The organism is Thioalkalivibrio sp. AKL10, assembly GCF_000381845.1.
Classification (GTDB): domain Bacteria; phylum Pseudomonadota; class Gammaproteobacteria; order Ectothiorhodospirales; family Ectothiorhodospiraceae; genus Thioalkalivibrio; species Thioalkalivibrio versutus.
Genome location: NZ_KB907142.1, coordinates 677,355 through 703,723 on the forward strand (window position 1 = coordinate 677,355; position 26,369 = coordinate 703,723).

19 protein-coding genes are annotated in these 26,369 nt (G+C 66.5%); 11 read left to right on the plus strand and 8 right to left on the minus strand.

Translation table 11 applies throughout. The features are described 5' to 3' along the window. The 6 genes from G333_RS0103225 to G333_RS0103250 all read left to right on the plus strand — a co-directional run bounded on the left by G333_RS0103225 (window position 1) and on the right by G333_RS0103250 (window position 8,259). A complete protein-coding gene (locus G333_RS0103225; protein ID WP_019627660.1) occupies window positions 1–876 on the plus strand; it encodes a PEP-CTERM/exosortase system-associated acyltransferase in 876 nt (291 codons plus the stop codon). Further along, the gene (locus G333_RS0103230) at window positions 873–1,775 is read left to right on the plus strand and encodes a ThiF family adenylyltransferase (RefSeq protein WP_019627661.1); all 903 of its coding nucleotides are present in this window, start codon (window positions 873–875) and stop codon (window positions 1,773–1,775) included. Before G333_RS0103225 ends, G333_RS0103230 begins: the two co-directional genes overlap by 4 nt. 4 nt (window positions 1,776–1,779) lie before the next feature. Then, entirely contained in the window at window positions 1,780–2,595 is an 816-nt protein-coding gene (locus tag G333_RS0103235) for an outer membrane lipoprotein-sorting protein (RefSeq protein ID WP_019627662.1), read from the plus strand. Continuing rightward, the gene (locus G333_RS0103240) at window positions 2,573–4,285 is read left to right on the plus strand and encodes a LysM peptidoglycan-binding domain-containing protein (protein WP_019627663.1); all 1,713 of its coding nucleotides are present in this window, start codon (window positions 2,573–2,575) and stop codon (window positions 4,283–4,285) included. Before G333_RS0103235 ends, G333_RS0103240 begins: the two co-directional genes overlap by 23 nt. Then, window positions 4,285–6,543, plus strand: coding sequence for an RND family transporter (locus G333_RS0103245; protein ID WP_019627664.1), 2,259 nt, complete (start codon window positions 4,285–4,287; stop codon window positions 6,541–6,543). Before G333_RS0103240 ends, G333_RS0103245 begins: the two co-directional genes overlap by 1 nt. Before the next feature lie 753 nt (window positions 6,544–7,296). Further along, window positions 7,297–8,259 carry a PEP-CTERM sorting domain-containing protein gene (locus G333_RS0103250; RefSeq protein ID WP_026340867.1) on the plus strand — a complete coding sequence of 321 codons (963 nt, stop codon included), beginning with the start codon at window positions 7,297–7,299 and terminating at the stop codon, window positions 8,257–8,259. 125 nt (window positions 8,260–8,384) lie between these two features. On the opposite strand, the gene G333_RS0103255 is transcribed toward G333_RS0103250, so the two are convergent. Next, window positions 8,385–8,945, minus strand: coding sequence for a hypothetical protein (locus G333_RS0103255; protein ID WP_019627666.1), 561 nt, complete (start codon window positions 8,943–8,945; stop codon window positions 8,385–8,387). Window positions 8,946–9,457: 512 nt separating this feature from the next. On the opposite strand from G333_RS0103255, the gene G333_RS0103260 reads away from it, so the two are divergent. Beyond that, window positions 9,458–10,414, plus strand: coding sequence for a PEP-CTERM sorting domain-containing protein (locus G333_RS0103260; RefSeq protein WP_019627667.1), 957 nt, complete (start codon window positions 9,458–9,460; stop codon window positions 10,412–10,414). Window positions 10,415–11,169: 755 nt separating this feature from the next. Here G333_RS0103260 and prsT read toward each other — a convergent pair. The 5 genes from prsT to G333_RS0103285 all read right to left on the minus strand — a co-directional run bounded on the left by prsT (window position 11,170) and on the right by G333_RS0103285 (window position 19,681). Next, window positions 11,170–14,013: an XrtA/PEP-CTERM system TPR-repeat protein PrsT gene (gene prsT / locus G333_RS0103265; protein ID WP_231373008.1), complete on the minus strand. Its 2,844-nt coding sequence runs from the start codon at window positions 14,011–14,013 to the stop codon at window positions 11,170–11,172. Between the two features lie 11 nt (window positions 14,014–14,024). After that, the gene (gene prsR, locus G333_RS0103270; protein ID WP_018649562.1) at window positions 14,025–15,362 is read right to left on the minus strand and encodes a PEP-CTERM-box response regulator transcription factor; all 1,338 of its coding nucleotides are present in this window, start codon (window positions 15,360–15,362) and stop codon (window positions 14,025–14,027) included. 61 nt (window positions 15,363–15,423) lie between these two features. Further along, window positions 15,424–17,472, minus strand: a complete 2,049-nt coding sequence (prsK, locus tag G333_RS0103275; protein ID WP_018168659.1) for an XrtA/PEP-CTERM system histidine kinase PrsK — start codon at window positions 17,470–17,472, stop codon at window positions 15,424–15,426. A gap of 7 nt (window positions 17,473–17,479) precedes the next feature. Next, complete coding sequence (locus G333_RS0103280) at window positions 17,480–18,874, minus strand: TIGR03013 family XrtA/PEP-CTERM system glycosyltransferase (RefSeq protein ID WP_019627669.1); 1,395 nt, start codon at window positions 18,872–18,874, stop codon at window positions 17,480–17,482. 159 nt (window positions 18,875–19,033) lie between these two features. Continuing rightward, the gene (locus tag G333_RS0103285; protein WP_019572089.1) at window positions 19,034–19,681 is read right to left on the minus strand and encodes an XrtA/PEP-CTERM system exopolysaccharide export protein; all 648 of its coding nucleotides are present in this window, start codon (window positions 19,679–19,681) and stop codon (window positions 19,034–19,036) included. A gap of 251 nt (window positions 19,682–19,932) precedes the next feature. Between G333_RS0103285 and G333_RS0103290 the strand changes: the two genes are divergently transcribed. The 4 genes from G333_RS0103290 (at window position 19,933) to G333_RS0103305 (ending at window position 22,506) form a co-directional block, all read left to right on the plus strand. Then, complete coding sequence (locus tag G333_RS0103290; RefSeq protein ID WP_019627670.1) at window positions 19,933–20,709, plus strand: YdcF family protein; 777 nt, start codon at window positions 19,933–19,935, stop codon at window positions 20,707–20,709. Between the two features lie 43 nt (window positions 20,710–20,752). Beyond that, window positions 20,753–21,733: a UDP-glucose 4-epimerase GalE gene (gene galE, locus G333_RS0103295; RefSeq protein ID WP_019627671.1), complete on the plus strand. Its 981-nt coding sequence runs from the start codon at window positions 20,753–20,755 to the stop codon at window positions 21,731–21,733. Window positions 21,734–21,799: 66 nt separating this feature from the next. After that, a complete protein-coding gene (locus G333_RS0103300) occupies window positions 21,800–22,144 on the plus strand; it encodes a nucleotidyltransferase family protein (protein ID WP_018144852.1) in 345 nt (114 codons plus the stop codon). Further along, entirely contained in the window at window positions 22,141–22,506 is a 366-nt protein-coding gene (locus tag G333_RS0103305; protein ID WP_019627672.1) for an HI0074 family nucleotidyltransferase substrate-binding subunit, read from the plus strand. Before G333_RS0103300 ends, G333_RS0103305 begins: the two co-directional genes overlap by 4 nt. A gap of 54 nt (window positions 22,507–22,560) precedes the next feature. Here G333_RS0103305 and G333_RS0103310 read toward each other — a convergent pair whose 3' ends face one another. Next, window positions 22,561–25,761, minus strand: coding sequence for a DEAD/DEAH box helicase (locus G333_RS0103310; protein ID WP_019627673.1), 3,201 nt, complete (start codon window positions 25,759–25,761; stop codon window positions 22,561–22,563). Next, on the minus strand, window positions 25,758–26,174 hold the full coding sequence (locus tag G333_RS0103315; RefSeq protein ID WP_026340869.1) for a (deoxy)nucleoside triphosphate pyrophosphohydrolase: 417 nt from the start codon (window positions 26,172–26,174) through the stop codon (window positions 25,758–25,760). The genes G333_RS0103310 and G333_RS0103315 overlap by 4 nt, the downstream gene beginning before the upstream one ends. Window positions 26,175–26,369: the final 195 nt, after the last annotated feature.

Here is a 26,369-nt window from a genome sequence, read left to right on the forward strand (position 1 = left end):
GTGGAAAGCGACTCGGTAGTCAGTGCGTTCAATCGGTACTTCGACCTCTCCACGCGCACCGGGCAAAGCCTGGAGGAGATCCAGCATCTTCGCTATCAGGTGTACTGCAAGGAGTTCGGCTTCGAGCGTGAAGAAGACTGCCCGGGGCACAAGGAGATCGACGAGTACGACACCCAGGCCTGGCACTGCCTGCTGGAACACAAGCCCAGCGCCATGGCGGCCGGGTGTGTGCGCGTGGTCCATGTCGACGCCCATGATTCGATCACGCAATTGCCGATGGAACGCCATTGCAGCGAGAGTTTTTTCGACAGCGCCTGGCGCCCCGACCGGCTGGACCGCGACAACATCTGCGAGGTATCCCGCCTCGCCGTCCACGGCATGTTTCGGCGGCGCCATGGCGAGACCGCCACACCGTTCGGCGACATCGAGGCACTGGAAATCTCGCCCGACCAGGTTCGCGTATTCCCGATCCTGGCGGTCAGCCTGTTCGTGGCCGCGACCCTGCTCTGCGTGCACCACCGCAAGCAGCATGCCTTTGCCATGATGGAGCCAGCACTCGCCCGCATCCTGCGCCACACCGGACTCGAGTTCACCCAAATTGGCGAGATCGTGCACTATCACGGCAAGCGCGCAGCGTTCTATATCGACTCCGGGGAGGCGTACGAAAGCATCCGGCAATCCAGTGCCCTGAGCGAGCTGTGCCGGCACGTGGAATCGACCCTGCTGCACCGACCGCATCCACTCCCCGCCACCACGCCGATGAAGGCCGCCCGGCCCCGCGTCGCCCCCATGCGCCCGGCAGGCCTGCCGGGCGGTCGGGCGTGGCGCCCGCGACCAACGAGGCCTGAAAATGGATACCACGGGTTGAGGAATTGAGCTCCGCCTTCGACTACCAGACGGCATTCGCCCGCACCGTCGGCTGGGTGACCACCAGCGAACTGCAGCGGATGCGTGGGGCGCGGATTGCAATCGCGGGCCTGGGCGGTGTTGGCGGTGCCCATCTGCTGACACTCGTGCGCCTCGGGATAGGCCACTTCCGCATCGCTGATCCGGATATCTTCGAACTGCACAACATGAACCGTCAGGTCGGGGCGGCCCTGTCGCGCCTGGACCGGCCCAAGGTCGAGGTGCTGGAAGAGATGGCCCGGGACATCAACCCGGAGCTCGAGATCGACGCGTTCCCGCAGGGCATCGGTCCGGACAACCTCGATGCATTCCTCGCCGGCGTGGATGTCTATGTCGATGGCCTCGACTTCTTCGCCTTCGACATCCGGCGCCAAGTGTTCGCGGCCTGCGCCGAGCGCGGCATCCCGGCCGTCACGGTGGCGCCCCTCGGTATGGGGGCGGCGCTCCTGAACTTCCGTCCCGGCGGGATGAGCTTCGATGCCTACTTCGACCTGCACGACGGCCTGGACGACGAGGAGCTGGCGCTTCGTTTCATGATTGGCCTGGCCCCCGCCATGCTGCAGATGGGCTACCTGGCCGACCCGACAGCCGTCGACCTGGCCGCGCGGCGCGGGCCCTCCACGCCCATGGCCTGCGACCTGTGCGCCGGCGTCATGGGAACCGAGGTGCTCAAGCTCTTGCTGGGCCGCGGGACGGTCACGTGGGCCCCGCGGGGCGTGCATTTCGATGCCTACCGCCAGCGCCTGGCGCGGACGTGGCGCCCGGGCGGCAACCGCAACCCGCTGCATCGCCTGCTGATCCGCATGGCCCGCAAGCGACTGCACGCCCAGCGCGCCCAACAGCGGGCCGCAAACCCGGGAGTACAATGACGCCATGATGACCCGGATCGCCATATTCGCCGGCACGGCCCTGCTGCTGTCGGCCGCCGTCCTACCCACCGCGGCCCTGGCCGAGGAATCCGCAGCACGCGATCTGGCGCGCGCGGTGCACGAACGCCCGGACGGCGACGACGCCGTCACCCGCGGCATCATGACCCTTACCGGCGGCGGCCGCCGCGAGCGGGTACGCGAAAGCTACGAATACCGCCTGGAAGGCGACGAGCCCGGCGCCAGCCGCAACCTCATCCGCTTCACCTCGCCGCGCAACATCGCCGACACCGCCATCCTGATCCACAACCACCCCGGGGGTGACGTCGATCAGTGGTTGTATCTCCCCGCCATCCAGCGCGAGCGCCGCATCAGCAGCGAGAACCGGGGCGGCAGCTTCGTTCAGTCGGAACTCTATTTCGAGGATCTGGAAGACCGCGAACCACACAAGGACCACCATCGCATCCTGGGCGAGGAAACCTACGAAGGGGCGCCCGTCACTATCCTCGAAAGCATCCCCGTGGACTCCGGCAACTCCGTCTACAGCAAGCGCGTCAGCTGGATCCACAAGGAAACCCTGCTTCCGCTGCGAATTGACCTGTACGAAGGGGGGGACGAACCGTCCAAACGCCTGGAGGTCCAGCGGATCGAGGACATCCAGGGCTACTGGACGGTCACCCGTAGCGCCATGACCGATCTCGCCAGCGACCGCACCACCATCCTCGAGGCCGAGGACGTGACCTACAACAGCGGCCTGCCGAGCGAGTTGTTCACCATCCGCGGCCTGTCGGACCCGAGCCTTGCGCGCCCCTACCGCCCATAACGCCGACGGCCTCAGGGCCGGGGGGCACCCCGCCCTGGCCCTCGCCGCGTTGCTGGTGCTGGGCCCCCTGCCCCTGGCGGCCGCCTCTCCGGGTCCCTATACGGTTCAGCCGGGCGACACCCTCTGGGACTTGGCCGAGCACCTGCGCCCGGACCAACACACCTCGATCCAGGAAACGGTCCGGCTTCTGTTCGAGCACAATCCGCACGCCTTCACCGGCGACGAACGCACCCTGCAGGTGGGCGCCGTCCTGTCGAGCCCGGATACCCCTGCCGGCCAGGCCAGGGCCGCGGACCCCGCGAACGCCGCACCTCCGCGAGCCCCCCAACCCACCGACTCGGCATCGGCGGACAGCGTGGCGGCCGCCCCCGACGGCGAAACACGGCGCGAATTTGTATTTGGTGAACGGCCGGACGAGGACACAGAGGCGGAAACCGAAACCGGCACCTCCGCCTGGGACCTGCGCGTCGACGAGGCGATGGTCGAACTCGGGGTCCTGGGCACGTCCGGGCGCCCCGTGGATTACGTGCAGCACGGGCGCGCCGTGGTCAGCGCCCGGCACAACCTGAACGAGGACTGGGACCTGCGCCTGGGCGCCCGCCTGGACGTCCAGGCGCAACAGGGTGGCGACTATCCGCGCACGACACGGGCCCGCGCCGACTACGACGAGAACTTCCTGCGTTACCGCGGCGACCGCACGCGCATCACGGTCGGCACCCAGCGCATCCTGTGGGGACGGGTGGACGAGATTCCACCCACCGACCGGCTCAGCACCAAGGATCTGACCCGCTTCGGGCTGGACCCCTACGGCGAACGCCGACGCGCGAATCCCGCCATCCGCGCGGAATTCTTCGAGGGGCCCTGGCACGCCGACCTGGTGTTCCTGCCCATCTTCCGGCCGGCGGAGCTGCCCGATCGCGACAGCCTCTGGCACCCGGTGGACCGCAACCGCGGCCGCCTGCTGGGGCTGCCGCAGGACCCGGCACTGGCGCCCCTGATCGAACAGGCCACGCTCGACGACGATGTCTCCGGCAACGGCGGCGCCGGGGTGCGGCTGGGACGCTCCGGGCGGGGCGCCGACTTTGCCGTGACGATCCAGCGCGCCCGGCACTCGCAGCCCTACTACCGCTTCGATGGCGATACCCGCCAGGCCATCCTGACCGGTCAGCCCGCCGGGAACCCGACGCTGGAGGCCGTGCACCCGCGCACCTGGGTGGTCGGCGGCGACACCGCCTTTGCCACCGGCGCCTGGACCTGGCGGGCCGAGGCCGCCTGGCTCGGCGATGTACCGGTCACCCGCGCGGACGATCTGCGCCAGACCACGGTGGAAGGCGTCGACTGGGTGATCGGTGCCGAGGGCTTCCCAGGGGACGGAGATTTCCGCATGACCACGCAACTGGCCGGCCAGCACCTGCTGAATGCCGGGGACATGCTGGATGCCCGGGAAAGCTACTTCCTGACCGGGGAACTGGAAAGCCCGTTTGCCGGCCACAACTGGCGCGCCCGCATGCGGTACTCGGTTGGCCTGAACCGGCGCGACATCTACCTGAACCCGGAACTCGCGTGGATTGCCCGCGAGCCCATGGAATTTTATATCGGCCTGCACTGGCTGGACGGTGCCGAGGGGACCGCCGGGGGCTTCTATCGCGATAACCGCATGCTAGTAACGGGCTGGCGGGGGCAGTTCTGATGCGCTGGCTCCGGGGGCACCCCCTGCTCGCGCTGGGGATCCTGGCCCTGCTGATCCTCCTGCCCGGCCCCGTCCTGCTGCAGGTCAATCTGGACAACGCGCCCGAGTCCTATTTCCCCGAGGACGCCCCGGCCGTCACCTTCGATCGCGAACTGCGCGAACGCTTCCCCCAGGACCAGGTCCTGGTCGGCCTGTTCACCGGAAGCGATCTGTTCGAAGCGGACTTCCTGGAGCGCATCGATGCGCTGGCACGGGACATGGAGGCCGACTCCGCCGTCGAACGGGTGCTGTCGGTCACCACCCTGGATCACATCCGCGCGACAGCGGACGGATTCACGGTGGATCGTCTGGTCGACGGCCGGGCACTGGACGAACGCACCCCGGAACAATGGCGCGAGCGAGTGCTGCGCGATCGCTTCGCCCCCGGACTGGTGGCCGGCACCGGAGGCGAGGCGCTGGCCGTGGTCGTACGGCCGCACGCCCTCGACAACAGCCTGCAACGCCTGCAACTGGAACGCCTGCTGCGCGACCGGATCGGCGCACACGACCTGGAAGACGAGCTGGCGGCCATTGCCGGACATATTGCCCTGGATGTCGCCCAGCTCCGGGCCATGGTCAAGGACCTCGCCTTCCTGGTTCCGGGCACCATGACCGTGAGCCTCCTGCTCTTGTGGTGGCTGTTCCGGCGTCCGCTGGTGGTCGTGCTGTCCGCAGCCACCATCAGTGCGGTGACCGGCCCCGCGATCGCCCTGCTGATCCTGCTGGACCGCCCGTTCACGCTCATCTCCGCCATCCTGCCGCCCTTGCTGACGGCGCTCACGGTGGCGATGCTGATGCACTTCTTCAACGCCACACTGCACGCCGCGCAACGCGGCCACCAGGGGCGCGCGCGCGTGGAAGCGGCGCTTGCCGCCGTGGCCCGGCCCACGTGGTTCATGGCGCTGACCACCGCGGCGGGGCTTGCCTCGCTGCAAGTCAGCAGCATCCGGCCGATCGAGACCTTTGGCCTGATCGGGGCCTTTGGCGTCCTCCTCGCCGCGGCGATTGTGCTGCTACTGCTGCCCGCGATCATGGGACGCTGGGACCGCGGCGACTGGCTCACGCCCAAGCGCGGATTGCTCCTGCTCGACCGCGTGACCGCGCTGGCGGCACACCTGGCGATCCGCCGGGCTGGGTGGGTGCTGCTGGCCACGGCCATCCTGTTGGCCCTGGCGATCCCGCAGATCCGGCACGTCGAAGTCGAGACCGATCTCTACGCCTTCTTTGACGACAACCACTCGATTACCCAGGCCACCCGAGCGGTGGAGAGCGAACTCTCCGGGGTGATGGCACTGGAGGTGGTGTTCGACGGCCCGGACTGGGACAGCCTCCAGGATCCGGGCCGACTGCAGGCGATCCAGCGCGTACAGCACTGGCTGGACCAGCGACCGGAGGTCGACTACAGCCTGTCCCTGCCGGACCTGGTCGCGGAGATGCACTGGGCCTTCAACGAGGAAGACCCGGACTACCGCCGGATCCCCGACGACCCCAACCTAGTCGCCCAGTACCTGTTCATCTATGACGGCCGCGATCTGTTCGATGCCGTGGACCGCGACTTCGAACGCAGCCGCATCCTGCTCAACCTGAACGCCCACGGCGCCCGGTCCATCAACGCGCTGATGGACGATCTGCGGGGGTATCTGGAGGCCAACCCGCCGACCGATCTCGAGTGGGACATGGCCGGCATGGCAAGGCTGTTTGCGGATCAGGAACGCCTGCTGATTCAAGGCCAGCTCCACAGCCTGTATGCCGTGGCAGCGATGATCACGCTGCTGATGCTGCTGATGTGGCGCTCCGTTCCCCTGACCCTCCTCAGCATGATCCCCAACCTGGCTCCGGTGGCGATGATCTTCGCCCTGATGGGCCTGCTGGGCATCTGGCTGGACATGGCCACGGCCATGATTGCCAGTGTCGCCATCGGGATCGCCGTGGACGACACCATCCACATCCTGCACAACTATCGCCAGCGCCGCGGGCGTGGCAGCCCGGTTGCCTGGGCCCTCGCCCGGAGCTTCCGCCGCAGCGGTCGCGCGATTACCGCCACCACCATCGTGCTGGTGGCTCAGTTCCTGCTGCTGGCGCTGTCCGACTTCCAGCCCACGGCCGCCTTTGGCTGGCTGACCGCCTTCGGGCTGATCGCGGCCCTGCTGTTCGACCTGCTGGTACTCCCCGCCATGCTGGTCGTCGCGCATCGACTGTCGCGGGCGCGTACCGCCTAGGGAGACGCTGATCAATGCGCACGTCCGCGCTCGAGTCGACTTTGCGGGCTGACAAGGCGCGGCGAGTGAAGTGTAGCCGACCTACATGAGCGAGCCGCAACGCGGTCAGCGGGCAAAATCGGCCGAGCCCCTTCGGGGTTGGGCCCCATTTTCCCCGATCCTGCGTTGCGCCGCTTGACCGTAGAATGACTACGGCGCTGCGCTGCGCGCCTTGTCTCGGGAAAAATGGGGCACCAACGCGGACGTGCGCATTGATCAGCGTCTCCCTAGGCCCGTCGCGCCCGCCAGACCCGACCGGTCTTTCGGTGTTCGCGTACCCCGCACATCACGCCCCCTCGCAAACGGCCCGTCGCCCCGGTCCTTTGCCGGTCCCAAGGGCCTCCCGTGGCCCGTTGTCGATAGGCTTTACAAGTAGCCATTTCCGGCAGGTCACTGATTTTATGGAACTGTTTGCCCATAGACCCCTGCCCATCGGCCTGAAGCCCCGAACCCACGCCAGCCTTCGTCGACCCCCTTTACAGTTCCGCCCCGAGATCGCGGGCAAACCACCCGCACACGGCGGCGAATGCAAAACCCGCCGCCAAGCCCCTTAAATATCTATCGCAAAAACAATGGGTTATGAGCTATCAATTCTCAAGCCCAAGATTGGCACGGCATCTGCTTTGTAATAACTGCGACAGCAACAGACTCGGCCACCAGGCCAAACCCCGGCGATGGTTGAATCGTTTTAAATTGAGCATCAGGAGAAATACCTTGAACGCGAAAAAAGTACTTCTTGCTTCGCTCTGCGTCGGCATTTTCGCCGCAGGTGCGAGTACCGCGACGGCAGCGGAGGTGATCGACTTCGACATGAACCTCGACGCCACCGCAAACTACAGCGGATCGGTCGAAAACGTCCGCCGGATCCAGTTCGACCTGAACACTCAGACCTTCCAGTACATTCAGGACCCGAACAACCCGGTTCAGGTCGGCGATGTGTTCTATGACCGCGGGTACGGCGATGCCACATCCTACCGGACCTCCACCAACGCGGCCGCACCCCAGTCCGGCAACATCCTTGGCAACGACTACTCCATGGGGCTCCTCTGGGACGAACTCCGCGGCGTGGTAACCGGCACCGATACGGTTGGCGGCAATTACATCGTCAACGCCAACTACACCGCGGTGGGCACTGACAACTTCCAGCTGTTCATGTCCGGAACGACTCCCGGTTTCGGTCAGGACTATGAAGCGGCGGCGGCGCACTACAGTGCCGGCGAACAGATCATGGAGATGGCCCTGAAGTCCGGCAACAGCATCCTGGAATTCGAAAGCCAGGGCGGAGCCTTCATCGAAGGCACCTTCACCTTCGAATTCGAGGTGGTGAACGTGCTGCCGGGATTCTGGTTCACCAGCGATGGCATCGACTTCGCCGACCTGCTGGAAGACGAAGAAGGCAATCCGACCTTCATCGTCTCTGCCTTCGCCAGCGCCGGCACCATCCAGGAACCGCCGCCGGAGACCTTCTTCGGTGAAGACGTCAACAACGTGTACGGCGACACCCGCGAAGGCCAGTCCCTGTTCAGCGAAACCCAGTCCACCCACGATGGCAGCCTGCGCTTCGCAGTGCCGGAACCGGGCACCCTGGCGCTGATGGGCCTGTCCCTGCTGATCCTGGCCGGCTTCATCGGGGTCGGTGGCATCCGCCGCCGCTCCGCCTACCGCCAGGCCGCATAACCGACGCTAGAACGATTTCTAGTCTTGATGGCCCTCCCCCCGGGGCATCGAGTTGAGGGCTCCCTTCGGGGAGCCCTTTTTTTTGTTCCGCGATCCGGGCCCGGTACTACAGCTGTCATGAACCCTCATGCGAACCAGCCGCCAACCGTCCAGTATGCTGGTCCAATCATGGTGGGCACATCGATTGGTGGAATGATGAGCATGCGATCGAGGAGCTCGAGAAGCGTGCTGTCTGCAACAGGTACAGCACCAGCTGTGGTATCCACCTGCTGGGCCGAGGCCTCGCCGCCTCCGGCGGCGCGCAGCGAATCCAGACCTTCTTCCGTCTCCCCGCCCCGGAGCAGCGCCACCGCCAGCAATTCCTGGAGACCCTGCGAACCCGGGCTCGACGCCGCCGCGTCGCGCAACGCATCGATGCCGGCTTCGGAATCGCCGGCAACCAGCAGCAGTCGCCCGCGCAGCTCGGCCATGTCGGCCGGCTCGCCGGTGTAGTCACGGCTTGCCCGCTCCACGAACTGCAGGGCATCCTCCACGCGATCCTGTTCCAGATAGACCGCCGTCAGCGTACGAATGCCCTGCAGCGATCCGGGGCTCTCCTGAACATGACGATTGAGGTTGTGTTCGGCCTGATCGCGGGCCTGCTGTTCGACCTGCTGGTACTTCCCGCCATGCTGGTCGTCGCGCATCGACTGTCGCGGGCGCGCACGGCCTGACCCCATGGCTCCTCGCGAGGCGCGACCGGTCCTTCGGTAGTCGCGCTCCCCCGCACATCACGCCCCCTCCCCGTCGACCCGTCACCCCGATCCTTTGCCAATACCCGGGACCTCTTGTGACGCCCCCTGTCGATGCGCCTTACAACCAAAAAATATCCTCAACTTTCTGATCTTATTTCCTTTTTTCTCCATCCACCCCCTGCCCGGCGGCCTGACGCCCGCAACCCACGCCAGCCTCCGTCGACCGCCTTTACAGTTCCGTCCCAGAACTGGGGCCTATCGCCCGCACGCTGCCAACAATCCAATACCCGCCGGGAAAAGATCAAACTCTTCTCAATAAATAACAACGCTTTACGAACACACAATGCTCGAAGTGCAACTTGGCACGTTGTCTGCCTATAACAACTCGGCAGCAACTGAATTGGCCATCAGGCCAAGCCCCGGCGATGGTTAAATCGCTTCAAATTGAGCATCAGGAGAACCCCATGAACGCGAAAAAAGTGCTTCTTGCTTCGCTCTGCGTCGGCATTTTCGCCGCAGGTGCGAGTACCGCGACGGCGGAGACGATCGACTTCGACATGAACCTCGACGCCACCGCAAACTACAGCGGCTCGGTCGAAAACGTCCGCCGGATCCAGTTCGACCTGAACACCCAGACCTTCCAGTACGTTCAGGACCTGGACAATCCGGTTCAGGTCGGCGATGTGTTCTATGACCGCGGGTACGGTGATGCCACGTCCTACCGGACCGTCACCAACGCGGCCGCGCCCCAGACCGGCGACATCCTTGGCAACGACTACTCCATGGGGCTCCTCTGGGACGAACTCCGCGGTGTGGTAACCGGCACCGATACAGTCGGCGGCAATTACGTCGTCACCGCTGATTACACCGGGGTCGGTTGCTGCTTTTCGCTGTTCATGGCCGAACCGACCCCCGGTTTCGGTCAGGACTATGAAGGGGCAAGGGCACACTACACCGACGGCGAACTGGTCATGGAGATGGGCCTGAAATCCGGCAACAGCATCCTGGAATTCGACAGCCAGGGCGGGGCCTTCATCGAAGGGACCTTCACCTTCGAATTCCAGGTGGACATGGTGCTGCCGGGCTTCTGGTTCACCAGCGACGGCATCGACTTCGCCGACCTGATCGCGGACGAGGAAGGCGCCCCGACCTTCCAGGTCACGGCCTTCGCCAGCGCCGGCACCATCCAGGAACCGCCGCCGGAGACCTTCTTCGGTGACGATGCCAACAACCCGTACGGCGACACCCGCGACGGCCAGACCCTGTTCAGCGAAACCCAGTCCACCCACGATGGCAGCCTGCGCTTCGCAGTGCCGGAACCGGGCACCCTGGCGCTGATGGGCCTGTCCCTGCTGATCCTGGCCGGCTTCATCGGGGTCGGTGGCATCCGCCGCCGCTCCGCCTACCGCCAGGCCGCATAACCGACGCTAGAACGATTTCTAGTCTTGACGGCCCTCCCCCCGGGGCATCGAGTTGAGGGCTCCCTTCGGGGAGCCCTTTTTTTGTTCCGCGATCCGGGCCCGGTACTACGGCTCTCATGGACCCTCGTGCGAACCGGCCAACCCCTCTCCCGCCACCCCCGGCAATCATCCGGCGACTGCCCATGTTCGGACTCGCACCACCACCCCGGACCGACGATCCCCCCTTCGGATGTCCGCCTGGCCTGCAAGGGCAAGACTATCAATGCACCACTCGAACTCGAGCCCCGTCCTTCGAAGGCGTGTAAGGCTAGCGCCCCGTATGCCCGAGCCCCCGCTGCACCCCGACCAAGATGCAAACGGGCCGGTACCACGACCGGACTGCGCGCCGCGCCGAGTCTCGGGATACACGGGGCATCACCGCGATGCCGGCACATTCATCAGCGTCTCCCAGGCACCTGCGAAGACACCAGGATCATGGCAGTGGGCCATAAGTCGAGGGGACGGATAACCCGGCCCCGAAATCGTGGCATTGACTCATCCCCGCCGACATCCTGTCGCGGGCCGAGCCGACCGCCGCGAGCGCCCCCCCCCCGGCCGAGCGCAGCCGTCAGAAACCAGCCAACGAAGCAATGTCCGGGTCGACCCGGGATCGCAGGACCGGCCGGACGGATGGATGTGCGGCGACCAGGCTGACGCACACAAAAAAGGGGCTGCTCTCGGCAGCCCCCTTGATCGACGACCGGTTCGTGCCGGGTCTACAAGCGGTCGAGCAACGCCTCGGCATCCGCCCGCTGAGGGAACTGGTCGTGCCCGTCCAGCACGCGACGCAGGCGTTCAGCGGCGGCATCCTGCTCGCCCTGTTCGCTTTCCGCCCAGGCCAGGTGGTACTGAATGCCCGGGTCATCCGGGGCAAGTTCGCTGGCACGGCCAAGGATGTCTGCGGCCTCTGCATGCTCACCGGCGTGGATCAGCACCGCGCCCAGGGTGTCCAGCACCGGAGCCGCCTCCGGTGCGAGCTCGGCGGCCCGGCGCGCATGTTCCAGCGCCTGCCGGGTATCACTCTCGCGCAACGACCATGCGAGGTTGTTGAGCGCAATCACGTCGTCGCCATCCTGCTCGACGATCCGACGGTACGAATCCACCGCTCCGGACCGGTCGTCCGCCGCCATCTGCTGCGCCGCGTGGATATGCCATGTCGCCAGGTCCTGCGGATTTTCATCCAGCCAGGCGGCCAGCGTGGCCCGTCCCGCATCGCCATCCCCGGCTTCGCGCTGCGCCTCCGCCAGTGCATGCACCCAGTCCCGACGTTGCGAACCCGGGTCCGCCAGTGCGGCCCGGTAATGCCGCACGGCGGCGGCTGGGTCGTCCCGCTGCATGGCGGCGCGGCCCAGCAAGGCCTGGACCTCGCTGCGGTTCTCGTAGAGCTCCTCCAGGCGCGCCAGATGGGGCTCGGCATCGCTCATGCGTTCCTGATTGAGCAGGCCCCGGGCCAGAAGCAGACGGGCCCGGTAGTGGTCCGGCTGCTGCTCCAGGAGCTCGCGAAGCGTGCTCTCGATCGCGGCATCGTCACCGGCCTGCGCATGCGCGCGAGCCAGGGCGAGGCGCAGGTTCACGTTGTCCGGCGCCTGTTCGACGGCCTCCGCGAGACTGGTCACCGCGTCATCCGGACGATTGAGACTCTGCTGGACGTCCGCCAGCGCATACAGCAGGTCCGGATTCCCGGGGTGATGTTCACGCGCGGCCAGGAGCGTCTGCAGGGCCTGCTCCGGTTGGCCGCCCTGAAGCTGGATCTGGGCCAGGGTGAGATGCGGCGGCAGCAACTCGGGCTGCGAATCGATGGCCGTTTGCAGCCAGCGCGCCGCCCCCTGGTGGTCGCCATCCTGCAGGCTCATGTTGGCCAGGCGCTGGGCCGAACGGGCATGCCCCGGGTCACGCTCCTGGATCGCTTCCAGCACCTCGCGCGCCGCCCCGCGATTGCCGACCTGGAGTTCCAGGCCAGCGAGGTTCATCGCCACGGATATATCGTCCGGGTCCAGCGCGACGCCCTCGCGGAAGGCCGCCCGGGCCTCGTCGGTTCGCCCCAGCCCCATCAGGGCAGCGCCCTGCAGGCTCAGCGGACCGGCCGCTTCCGGCTGGAGCTCCTGCAGACGCTGTGCCCGCTCGAGTGCCTCGTCGTAGCGTCCTGTCTGCAACAGGTACAGCACCAGCGTGGTATCCACCTGCTGGGCCGAGGCCTCGCCGCCTCCGGCGGCGCGCAGCGCATCCAGACCTTCTTCCGTCTCCCCGCCCCGGAGCAGCGCCACCGCCAGCAATTCCTGGAGACCCTGCGAACCCGGGCTCGACGCCGCCGCGTCGCGCAACGCATCGATGCCGGCTTCGGAATCGCCGGCAACCAGCAGCAGTCGCCCGCGCAGCTCGGCCATGTCGGCCGGCTCGCCGGTGTAGTCACGGCTCGCCCGCTCCACGAACTGCAGGGCATCCTCCACGCGATCCTGTTCCAGATAGATCGCCGTCAGCGTACGAATGCCCTGCAGCGATCCGGGGCTCTCCTGAACATGACGATTGAGGTTGTGTTCGGCCTGCTCCATGTTGCCGAGACTGCGATGAGCCAGGCCGAGGCCCAGAAGCGCCGGGCTGTAGGAGCGATTGCCGGCCAGGGCCTGCTCGAAACTCGCCCGTGCTTCGCTATGCCGCTCCTGCTCCATCAGGAGCATCCCGTCCAGATAATGCACGCCCGGATGCGACGAGCCGCCTTGCTTCAGGCCGTCGACATCCGCCCGCGCACCCTCGTAATCACCGGCATTCAGACGCACCATCGCCCGCGCCATGTGATCGCGCCCCGAGGCCGGGCGGACTTCGATGGCCCGGCTGAAGGCCTCTTCCGCACCCTCGGGGTCGCCGGTGATGCGCCGATACTCGCCCAGGAGACTCCAGGCCTGTCCCAGCTCGGGCTGCAGTTCAAGGGCCTGCTCCAGGGATGCGATCGCGTGCTCGGCATCGCCCTGGGCCATCGACAGGTGGGCCTGCGCCAGGGCCTGTAGCGGCTCCTGCTCGCGCTCTCCAATCTGCGCCAGTTCGCCTTCCGCCGCCTCCCGCTCGCCGACGGCCGCGAAGGCGACGGCCCGCAAGGCGTGCAGCCGCGGCCGTTCCTCCGCCGCCAGGTCCTCTGGCACCTCCTGCTCACGAATGCGCGCAAAACGATCGGTCGCGAACCACGCCTCGGCCAGCGGCAACGCCACCTGAGCGTCCGGGATCCCGAGCGACTGCGCCCGCTCCAGCTGACGCAGCGCCTCCTCGGGGTTGTTCAACTGCAGGTACACCACCCCGAGCCTTTGCCGAGTGGCCGGGGCATCGGTATTCAGCTGCAGGGCATTGCGGTACTCGATGCGCGCGCCCTGGTAGTCGCCCTTCTCCTGCAGGGCCTGGGCGCGTTCGAGGTAGTCCTGTTCGCTGCCCGCCCCGATCTGGTCGCAGCCGGCCAGACCGACACCGGTGGCCAGCACCACGGCCAGGGCCAGGGGCTTCAGCCGCCCGTTCGGGATCCGGATGGGGCGGGGCCGGGCGAGCCCGGCGTCTTCTTGCATGTATCGGGTAGTCACTATGGTGCTCCTCATCTGAGCCCGTACTTGTCGAGCAGGCCGTAGAGCGTTGGACGGGTAATGCCGAGAGTGTCGGCTGCCTGGGCAATGTTGCCGTTCGTGCGCCCCATCGCCTTGATTACGGATTGATATTCGGCCCGGTCACGGGCCTCGCGCAGGCGCTCCGGCGGCGGATCCTGATCCCGGTCCTGCAAGCCGAGGTCTTCCGCGGTCACCAGATTGCCGTCGGCCATGATTACGGCGCGCCGGATCAGGTTCTCCATCTCGCGCACGTTGCCGGGCCAGCTGTGGCCCTCGATCGCCCGCAGCGCATCGGCAGTGAAGCCGCGGCGGGGTTTGCCCTGCTCGCGGGCGAAGCGTTCCAGAAGCGCATGCGCCAACAGGGTTGCGTCACCCTGACGTTCGCGGACCGGGGGGATGTCGATGGCGATCTCGCTAATGCGATAGAACAGGTCCTCGCGAAAATCGCCCGAGCGGATCAGCGCCTGGAGGTCCTGATTGGTCGCACCGATGATGCGCACATCCACCGGGATCTCGTTGCGCCCGCCCAGGCGCTCGACCGTGCGCTCCTGCAGAAAGCGCAGGAGCTTGGCCTGCAGGCTCTGCGGAAGATCGCCGATCTCGTCCAGGAACAACGTGCCCTTGTCGGCGTGTTCGATCTTGCCGATGGTCTGGCGGGTAGCACCGGTGAAGGCGCCCTTCTCGTAGCCGAACAGCTCGCTTTCCAGGAGGTTCTCGGGGATCGCGGCGCAGTTGATCGCAACGAAGCGCTCCTTGGCCCGGTTACTCAGGTCATGGACGGCGCGCGCCAGGACCTCTTTGCCGGTGCCGCTGTCACCCAGCAACAGCACCGTCGCGTCGGAGGGCGCCACGCGTTCCACCATGCGGCAGACCTGAAGCATGCGCGGGTCCGCAGTGATGAGCCCGGACAGCGAAGAGACGCCACCACGGGCCAGGCGCCGATTCTCCTCCTCGAGCTCGTACAGCCGCGCGGCGCGGTCCACGATCAGGCGCAGGAGTTCGGCGTCCACGGGCTTGATATAGAAATCGTAGGCCCCCAGGGCAACAGCCTTCAGGGCGTTCTCGCGATCATCGTTGCCGGTGACCACGATCACCTTGACCCCGGGATTGAACGCCAGGATCTCCTCCAGGAGTGCCAGGCCCTCGGTGGCGTTTGCGGGGTCCGGGGGCAGACCCAGGTCCAGCGTGACCAGCTCGGGCTCATGACGGCGCATGTGGGCCATCGCGCTGGCGCGATCCTGGGCCTGGAGGATTTCGTAGCCGTCCAGACACCAGCGCAACTGGCTTTGCAGGCCGGTGTCATCCTCGACAATCAAAAGCTTGAGCATCGACTCCATTACATTGCACCCGGCCCGGGGAGGACGTGATGGTGGACGGCGGGGAGGGTTGTCATGCGCCGTGCTGCGGCAGGCGCAACGTGAAGGTGGTCCCCTCGCCGATGCGGCTGGAAACATCGATCCGCCCGCCCATCCGGACCACCAGGTCGCGGGCCTCATACAGCCCAATACCCATGCCGGCGTTTCCCTTGGTGGTCTGAAACGGACGGAAGAGCCGCCGACGAACGAAGTCCTCGTCCATGCCGGACCCGTTATCCTCGATTCCGATAATGACCCATTGATCCCGGGTTTTCAGGGTCAAGGTTATATCGCCGTTATCCGGTGTGGCCTCCTGCGCATTCCGCACCAGGTGGAGCAGTACATTCCGCAGGGCGTCTCGGTTTCCGAGGACCTCCGCGGATGTGTCGATCGCCACTCGGGGCAACGGATGGATCTCGCGGCTATCGCCCGCGACCTCGCGCAACAGGGCGTCCATGTCGATCGCCTGACGCGGGCTGTCGGCACCCGGTTGCGCCTTGCGCAACTGGGCGAGGGTGCGTTCCAGACGCTCGCGTGCGTTGCCGACGGTGCGGAAGGCGTCCGCCACGAACTCGGGGTTATCGCGGTGACGCTCGGCGTTGGAGCTGATCAGGGACAGCTGGGCCGATACGTTCTTGAGGTCGTGGACCAGAAACGCCGCCAGCCGGTGGAAGGTCTCGAACTGCCGCGCCTCCAGCAGCGCCTCGTCGGTCTGCACCAGGGCCACGTAGACCGCCAGCTGACGGCCCGCGGTCTTCAGCAGGTCGCGCTCCTCCCAGTCGATACGGTGCCGTGCCCGCGGCTGGGCGAGCACGACAAAGCCCTCCAGACCATCGCTTTTCAGGAGCGGCACCACGGCCCAGTGGCGCGGATTGTCGACCAGCCACTGCGGCAGATCGAGCCCGTGATAGAACGCCGGATCGCGGCGGAACTCGTCAATATCGATCACCCAGCCGGAGTGCGTCAGAAACGCCACCAGCGGGTCGTCCGGTTCCATTGACGGATAATCCGGCTGGCCCAGATTCAGGACCCCGTCCAGGGCGAAGGTGCTGTCGTCCCGACGAACCCACAACAAGCCCCCCGGACTCTCGACCAGCTCGCCAATGGCCTGGATGGCCCGCTGGCGAAACGGGGTCTCGTGGTCCGTCTGCGCCAGGGTGCCGGTAAACCGCAGCCACTCCTGGCGGTAGTCGTAGCGATAGTTGAAGAAGTGCTTGGCCAGCCAGACGCGCAACTGGGCGCGGACGCTGCCGGAAAAGAGCACGATCGCCAGGAGCAGCACGGCCCCGAACAGCAGGGTGACCTGCAGCAGCGCGCCGAGATCGCCCCCGTGGTGGCGCAGGTAATACCCCGCGCCCCCGACCGCCAGCAGATACAGCCCGGCCCCGAACAGCGACGCGGTGTGAAACAGCAGATGGCGGGACACCGTGGGCCCCTCGCGGTGCGGCAGGCGCCGGCTCACCGCGACCGCGAGCAACGGGACCACCAGTGCGTTGACGAACCCGCGGGCCTGCCAGGACGGGCTGTCGATCGTCTGGAACAGCACCAGATCCGCAAACAGGAACAGGTCGAACGCGAACAGGCCACCCAGGCCCAGGCAGAGGAACTTGATCTCCCAGCGATTCTGCGGCGGCGTGTTGCGGTAGACCTGCTCCACCAGCACCAGTCCGGCAATCGCCATCAACAGGGTTGCCAGCCCCGGCCAGATGGCGCCCAGCAACTGTGGCCACAGCATCGGCACCAGGATGAACAACAGGAACGCCGTGGTGGCCGCCCCCCACCAGCGCAACGCACGCGGCTCCACCCCGGGGCGGCTGCCACTGCCGGCGAGCAGCGCCAGCAACACCGCAAACCAACCGGCATTGCGCGCCACCTCCATCACCCCACCGGAGATCGCGGCACTGGTCCCGTAGTGCCAGGCCAGAAAGCCCAGATATCCCGCCCATCCCACCGACAGCAGCGAGGCCAGTACCATCCACAGGGCCGAGGGGCGATTGCGCCAGCGCACCACGGTCACAACGGCCAGGACCAGGAACGCAAGTGCCGCCGTCAGATAGCTCGTCGCGGCCAGGGGCATCAGCATCGCGAATTCAGCGGGCCCCGCGGCCGAACAGCACAACCTTGACGGTCTCGAACAGGATCAGGATGTCCAGAAACAGGGTGTGATTCTTCACGTAATACAGGTCGTACTGCAGCTTCTGCCGCGCATCCTCGACCGAGGCCCCGTAGGGATACCGCACCTGAGCCCAGCCGGTGATCCCCGGACGGATGGTGTGGCGCGCGGGGAAATAGGGGATCTGCTCGGTGAGCTGTCCGACGAACACCGGTCGCTCCGGGCGCGGTCCGACGAACGACATGCTGCCCTGAAAGACGTTGATGACCTGCGGCAGTTCGTCGATGCGCAGCTTGCGGATAATGCGCCCGACACGGGTGATGCGGTCGTCGTCATGCACCGCCCAGCGCGCGACGCCATCGACCTCGGCGTCCTCGCGCATGCTGCGGAACTTGCAGACCTCGAACGGGACGTTCCCCTGACCCACCCGGGTCTGCCAGTAGAACACCGGGCCGCGACTCTCCAGCTTGATCGCCAGGGCGGTGGCCAGCATCACTGGCAGGGTCGCCGCCAGCAGTGTGGCGCTGGCCAGCACATCGAACGTCCGTTTCACCGCGTTGCGCGTCCAGTGCTGCCGGAAGCCTTCGCCGAAGATCAACCAACTGGCGTTCAGCGAGTCCAGCTGGACCTTCTGCAGTTCGCGCTCGAAGAAGCTCGAGACGTCGGTAACGGCAACCCCGTTGAGCTTGCACTCAAGCAGCTGCCCGATCGGCAGGTTGTGGCGTCGATTGCGGATCGCGACCACGATCTCGTGTACGCGGTGCTCGCGCGCCATGTCCAGCAGGCTGGCATCGCTCCCGAGCTGGAAATGGCGGCCCGGATCCCGCGCGCAATCCTTCTCGCCCTGGGTGGCGATGTACCCGAGGACCCGGTACGGCAGCTCTTCCGAATACTTGTCCGGATGGATCGTGTCGATCGCGCAGGCCCGGCTGCCGGTGCCCAGCACCAGGACCCGGCGCTTGAACGCATCCGCCTCGGAAAAGTTGCGCCAGAGGGTCCTTTCGGCGACCAGACCGGTCAGCAGGAGCAGCACGCCGCCGCCGACTGCGGTCGGCGAAAACAGCGCAGCCGGGACCATCGCGCCATAGGCCAGCAGCAACCCACCCACAACCAGGATGGCGGGAATCAGGCGCAGTAGCGACCGCAGCGTGCTGCGGGTCGCGAGGTAGTCGGATTCGTACAGGCCGGCCAGAGTCAGGACGACCAGAACGACCAGCGTCGCCACCATCAGCTGGGGGTCCAGCAGGCTTAGAGCTTCCGGCTGGAAGGGCGGCAGGGTCAGCACCGCATACAGGCACAGATACGCCACGAGCAACTCCGCGCCCGCGAGCATCAGGACGCGGCGGCGGATGTAGTGGCCAAAGATGCGCACGACTAGCCGCCTCGCCGAGGCGCGTGCACAGAAGAGTGGTTCGTCCTTTTCAGGGGGTCCATGGCTACCGTCCCCGAGCCCGATCAATGGGGGCGGTCGTTCCCGGGCGGTGCCTCAAAGGCCCACCCACCCGGAAACCGGCCCCCCGTTCCGGGTTCGTCAGAAGCGTCGTTCAGGAATGATCAGCGTGTCACCGGGCAGCATGTCCACGTTGGCCGAGATATCGCCACCGTTGACCAGGTCGTCCAGGCGCACCCCATATTGCTTGCGCTCGCCATTCTCGTTACGCACGATCACTGCGCGATTTCCGGCGGCAAATTCCGTGATGCCGCCCACCGCGATCATCACATCCATCACGCTCATCTCCTCGCGATATTGCAGCGCCTGCGGCGCGGCGGCCTGCCCGATCACGCGAATCTGGCGACTATAGGGCCCGGCAAAACCGGTCACCATCACCGTGACGATCGGATCGCGCAGGTAGCGGGACAGCTCCTCCTCCATCACACGGGCCAGCTCCGTGGGCGTCTGCCCGCTCGCCTGGACATCCTCGACCAGTGGGGTCGTGATTTGCCCGTCGGGGCGCACCGAGACGCCAGTGGAAAGGTCCGGGTTACCGCGCACGGATACCTGCAGGGAATCGCCGGGACCGATGATGTACTGCTCGATCACCGTGCGCTCGATGGAGGTCGGGGCCTCCGGGTAATCCGTCGTGGCACAGCCTGCCAGCAACAAGGCCGGCAGCAGGATGACGAAGCCGAACCTTGGCCCGGACTTCGACCCGGCCTTTGCAGCATTGATCAGGGACATCACGACTCCCCCTTGGAGATTCTGGCGGTTGTTAGAGGCTTCACCCGACCGGGAACGGGGCCCGCACCGCACCCCAAAAGGTCGCGGAAACTGGCTACGCTTACCGGGAATACCGGATTCCACAAGCAACTTGATGTTAGGCCTCGGGTATGAACAGAGTCCACGTAAGGTCTTCATTCCCGGCGCCCCAGGACTAACGTTCGTGTTACGGGGACGCCGGGCCATCTACCTCCACCGAACAGGAGTGTCCCGTGGAGTTTCTGTCTCTCCGTTTCCTTGCCGACTGGTTTCTGCTCCCGCCCAGCGGACCGCTCCTCCTGGCCCTGGCGGGCCTGCTCCTGTACCGGACCCTGGCAGGCAAAGCCCTGCTGACCGGCGGGCTGCTCCTGACCTACGCGTTCAGCATCCCGCCCGTCAGTCACGCCCTCATGGCCCCGCTGCAGGCCGCCTACTCGCCGCCCGACACGACCGCGCTGGAACACGCCGAGGCCATCGTCGTGCTCGGTGCCGGGTATCGCAGTGGTGCGGTGGAATTCTCCGGCGAAACGGTCAACGACCTGGCCCTGGTGCGACTGCGCTACGCCGCCGCCCTGCACCGGCAAACCGGACTCCCCGTGGTCGCCACCGGTGGCGGCCCGCAGGACCGGGAACCGGAAGCCCGCTGGATGGCCGAGGTCCTGGAGGAATTCGGCGTCAGTCCGGTGTGGCAGGAAACCCGTGCGCGCGACACGGAAGGCAATGCCCGGCACTCGGCCGCGCTGTTGCACGAACGCGGCATGCAACGCGTCCTGCTCGTCACCCATGCGCACCACCTGCCGCGCGCCACTGCGGCATTCGAGCGCGCCGGGCTGGAGGCCAGCCCGGCCCCGACCGGCGCCTTCGTCGCCCACGACACGAGGCTCTCGTTAGGCGCCTTCAAACCCCAGGCTAACGCCATGCGCACCAGCTGGCTCGCCATGCACGAGTACCTCGGTATTCTGTGGTATCGCTGGCAATACGGCCGTCACCCGGCACCACCGGGCACCTGACGCGCCCCGCCAGCCCCAACCCATCACAACCCGGGGGCGACGGATGAATCTGCTGGTAACGGGCGGCGCTGGATACATCGGCAGCCATGTCCTGCAGCATCTGCGCAGGGGCGGGCACGACGTCACCGTGTACGACAACCTCAGCACCGGGCACGCATGGGCCGTGGGGGATGCCGAGCTGGTCGTCGGCGACCTGGCGGATACCGGGCGCTTGCGGGAAACACTCGAACGCGGCTTCGACGGCGTGCTGCACTTCGCCGCGCACATCATCGTGCCGGAATCGGTCACCGACCCGCTCAAGTACTACGGCAACAACACCCGCAACACCCTCAACCTGCTGGAGGCCTGTGCCGCCACCGGCGTGCGCTACTTCGTGTTCTCCTCCACCGCCGCCGTCTACGGCATCCCCGACACCGTCTCGGTCGCGGAGGACGCACCCCTGCGGCCGATCAACCCCTACGGCGCCTCCAAGATGATGTCCGAGCGCATGCTGATGGATCTGGGCGCCGCCTCCGACCTGCGCTATGTCAGCCTGCGCTACTTCAACGTGGCCGGCGCCGACCCCGAAGGCCGTCTCGGCCAGGCCACGCCGGACGCCACGCACCTGATCAAGGTCGCCTGCCAGGCCGCGACCGGCCAGCGCGACGGGATCACCGTGTTCGGCACCGACTACGCCACCGGCGACGGCACCTGCGAACGCGACTACATCCACGTCGAGGACCTCGCCGCCGCTCACGTCCGCGCCCTGGAACACCTCGACGGTGGCGGCAACTCGCAGGTGCTCAACTGCGGCTACGGCCACGCCTACAGCGTGCTCGAGGTCCTCAACGCCGTGAAACGCGCCAGCGGCGTCGACTTCCACGTCACGCTCGGCCCGCGTCGCGAAGGCGACCCGCCCGCCCTGATGGCCGACGCCCGCCGCATCCGCCAGACCCTCGCCTGGGAACCGCAATACGCCGACCTCGACCTCATCGTCCGCCACGCCCTCGCCTGGGAGCAGAAGACGGCGCTACAGACCGCCTGATCCGTATCTCCCAGGCATTGAGGGCCGAATGCTATAGTCGAGCCAAAGCCCAAGGCGGTCCGAAACATGGCATCGACCCTCCACGCCAGCACCGGAAACACGGCAGAGGCACTCCCGCCCCGCGAACGTGTGAACCACCTTGCGCATGCGGCCGCGGAACTCGTACGCGAAGAATTCGGCCAGGATGCAAAGGTGTTCTGGTTCGGGTCCTGGCCACGCGGCACCGCTCGGTGGAACTCGGACATCGACCTCGCCGTGCTGCCTGCCAGGGAGGTTTCCATCAGCGACTGGGGCCGACTCCGCGGGCACATCGAGGACCTGCGCACCCTCTACACCTTCGACCTGGTGGATATGACCGAGGTCAGCGATGAATTGCGCAAGGAAATCGAAAGCGAGGGAATCCCGCTTTGACCACCGTCCGCGAAAGTTTCGGCAAGGCGCTCGGCCGGCTTGAAGAAGCCCTGCAGGCGCCCACCAACGACCTGGCTCGGGATGCCAGCATTCAGCGGTTCGAATTCACCTTCGAGCTGGCGTGGAAATCCGTAAAGGCAGCGGCGGTGCCCGAAGGGCTGGAGTGTGCGTCGCCACGATCCTGCCTGCGATTGGCTCTGAGCCAGAGCTGGATATCGGATGAGGCCACCTGGCTCGCCATGCTGGATGACCGGAACCGCGCCTCGCACACCTACGACGAGAAGCTGGCCGAGCAACTCTACTCCCGGCTGCCGGGATATCTGCCCGCCTTGCGGGAGTTGCAGGCTGCGCTACCCGCCTGAGAGAAAATCTCCAGGCGGCCAGCCCGCAAGCAAGCCTGGACACATCTTCTTCCTTTACAGGACCGTGCGGCGGGCGAGGTGCAGAAGCCGGGCGGGCAGTTCGTACTCCAGCTCCCAGACGATGCTCATCGGCTTGCTGCCTTCGTGGTGCTGGTAGCGAACCGGCCCGCAGAAGGTGAATGGCTGGCTCAGTCCGGTGGCGTCGCGCTTGGCCGGGCGCACGAAGAGCATGGGGGTATAGCCGAGCTGTTCGTGGTGGATGTAGCGCTGCCCGGTCTGCGAGGTGGGCGAGGTGCCGGACTGCGACTGCCAGTGAAACAACCGCTCGTTAAGCGCGTAGTCCTCGTACATGGTGGTGGGCGAGAACTCCTGCTCGGATTTTTCCAGGGTGACGAACAGCGCATCCACGCGCCGTTCCGGTACGTGCCGGACACCCTCCTGCTGAGTGATGGGCTTTTCCAGGCTGCCGAGGCCGAGCGCCAGCAGGATCTGCTCGCGGGTATAGGACGCGTGCAGTTCTAGCGGACCGGTCTGCTCCGGGAAGGTGATGCCGCTGGCGGGGACGATGCGCTCGTGTCGCCAGGCGGCGACCTCCTGGAGATCCCGGTAAAGGGGGCGCTGTTCGCGGATGAAGCCGTCCACGGCGGAGAGGTCCCCATCCCCCGGACGTGTCTTGCCCCATAACGTGCTGTGGACGAGGGACAGTCGAAGCCGATCCTCTTCGGCAAGCTCTTCCACGTTCGCCGCCGGCTGCGCCAGATGGGTCTGCAGGGTTTCCAGCAACTGCCAGTCGTCACACCGCGCCAGGCGCTGCAGCCCGCGTTTGAGGCTGCTGGCATAGGGCCCCAGCGCCTCCGTCGATTCCCCTCCGCAGTCCGCGCGCAGCCGGGAGGGCAGGTCCTTGCGCAGCAGGTCTTCGGCATCATCCATATGCAGGCAGTCGAGCATCCTGGACAGGCTCGCGGAGTCGATGTCCTCCTGGAAACAGGCCTTCAACTCGCGCACGATCTGCGGGCGCTGGCGATTGATCTGTGCACGGATGTTGTCGAGGACCCGCTGGGTGGCCAGGCGGTCGAGGTGGATCAGGCAGCCGCTGGGCAGCCAGGGGAAGCCCTCCTGGATCTGTTGATCCACCCGCTTCTCCGGCCGCGCACTCAAGGCCCGGAACCGAGCGGCATAACGAAAACGCCGATCCTGCGGTGCGACGAAATCCAGCACGGTCAGGTGCGGCTTGCCCTCGTGCAACCGCAGGCCGCGGCCCATCTGCTGCAGGTAGACCGTCAGGCTCTCGGTCGGGCGTAGCAGCAAAACGGTGTCCACCTCCGGCAGGTCCACGCCCTCGTTGTAGAGGTCCACGGTAAAGATGAAGCGGATGCGCCCCTCGCGCAGGTCGCGCTGTACCGACTGCCGCTCGTGGTCCGAGCTCTCGCCGGTCAGCACCGCGCTGGGCACCTGCTTGGCCGAGAAATGCTCGGCCATGAAGCGGGCATGGGCGCGACTGATGCAAAAGCCCAACCCGCGAACCGAGCCGAGATCCGTCGCGTGTTCATGGGCCTGCTGCAGAACCCAATCGGCGCGCGCCCGGTTGCCGGTGAACACCCCTTCCAGCTCTTCGGCGTCATAGCCCCCGCGCCGCCAGCTCACCCGGCTCAGGTCCACGGATTCGTGGTCGGCCACGCCGAAGTAATGGAACGGCACCAGAAGCCGACGCTCGATCGCATCCGGCAAGCGGATCTCGTGAGTGTAGCGGTGGCCGAAGTGTTTGCGGATGTCGTCGGCATCCGTGCGCTCCGGCGTCGCCGTCAGGCCCAGCAGGCACTTGGGCCGCACATGGTCGAGGATGCGCTGGTAGCTGCCGGCGCTACTGTGGTGCGCCTCATCCAGCACCACGTAATCGAAATGCTCCGGGGCCAGCCGGTCGAGGTCCCGGGCTTTCCAGCTTTGCACCGTGCAGAACAGATGGCGGTCCTGACTCGGACGCGCGCCGCCCACCAGCACATCGCCAAACTCGTGGTCCTGAAGTACCTGCCGGAAGCTCGCCATCGCCTGCCGCAGGATCTCCTCGCGATGGGCGATGAACAGTAACGACGGCCGCCCCTTGTCCGCCTGCTCGCGCGCAAACCGGCGATAGTCGAACGCTGCGATCATGGTCTTGCCGGTCCCGGTGGCGGCGATCACCAGATGGCGGTCGATCCCCGAACGGCGCTCGCGCTGGATGTCCTCCAGGATCTCCTGCTGGAAGGCATACGGCCGCAGGTCGAAGAACGCGGTGGCGTCTTTCTGCGCTGCTGGTCCTGAGCTGGATTCCGACTCCAGCGCCTGTTGCAGGCGGGGAAGGTCATCCGTGGTGAGCGGTTCAAACTCCGCCGGGTCTGCCCAGTGCGCCTCGAACGAGGCCTCGATCTGGCGCCACATATGCGGCAGCTCGTACTCGCTGACCTTGGCCGTCCACTCCAGCCCCTCATCCATCGCCACCCGCGAAACATTCGCCGAACCGATGTAGGCACTGCCAAAACCCGTATTCCGATGGAACAGGTAGGCCTTGGCATGCAGGCGCGTGCGGTGCGTGTCGTAGGAGACCCGAATCTCGGTATTCGGCAGACTCAGCAGAAACTCGATCGCCTTCAGATCCGTGGCCCCGAGGTACGAGGTCGTCGCGATCCGCAGCCTGGGGGAGCCATCCGCGGTCGGCGTCTCGGTGAAGCGCTTCAGCGTCTCGCGCAGGGCGCGAATCCCGCTCCATTTGATGAAGGACACCAGCCAGTCTGCGCGCTCCGCACTGGCCAACTCCTTCTTGATCTGCGTGACCAGGCTGGGTGTACGATCCGAACCGGTGAGCAGGCTGGACAGGGCCAGCGGAACATCCGGCCTTGGCGTGTCCTGTTGCCCGACTTGGTCGGCCGCCGGGGAACGCACCTCCAGCAACTGCCGAAACGGGGGCTGCGGAAGGTCTTCCTCGATCCCCGAAAGGGGATGCCCCGCCGCCGCCAGCGCATCCGCCAGCCCCTGCACGGCCCGGGTCCAGTCCTCGTGTCCCTTCTCACGCAGCTCACCCGCGCGGTCCCCGAGCCGCAGGGCCAGCTCGGCGACCAGGCTCATCGCCAGATCGTCGCCCTCCAGGCCCTGGCTCCAGCGGGCGTGGTCCTCCAGCCCCAGGGCCTGCAGCGCTTGCCGTACGCGCGGCGTATCCAGCCGTTCATGCAAGCCGACCCATTGCGTCCCGGACAGGGCTTTGGCGGCGTCACCTCGCCTCATGCGGGACGTCCCGCAATAAACTCTTCCAGCAACGGGATATCGGCGGGCGCGAGCTCGAGCCCGCCAGCCTCCAGTGGCGACACCCAGCACCAGCGATCGTGCACCGTCAGCACCGGGCTCTCGTCATCCGTCCACGCCCGCAGCGCCACCAACTCAAGGCTTCCGTTACCCGGAATCGGCGTGCGCCCGACCTCCTCCCCCACCCGGAGCTCCATCGCCAGCTCTTCACGAAATTCGCGGCACAACGCCGCCTCCAGGCTCTCGCCCGACTCCGCCTTGCCACCGGGAAATTCCCAACACCCCGCCAGCGCCTGATCCGCCCCGCGACGCGCCAGGAAGATCCGCCCCTGTGCATCCTCCAGAATGCCGCAGACCACCACCGCCTGATTCACTTCCGTGAGCGTTTCCAACACCGGCTCTCCGTTAACCTCTGGCCGGATCGTACCAGGGAACGCCGCCACAGCTCCCGCAGGAAGCCCGATTCTCGGCCCACGCGTGGTGCCTCCGCCCGTCACGCCACACTGCGATAACGGTGATATACCGATTCTGTATAGCGCCATCGTCCGCCACGCCGGTGCCACCGATTTTCCCGTGCCGCCGCGAACCAA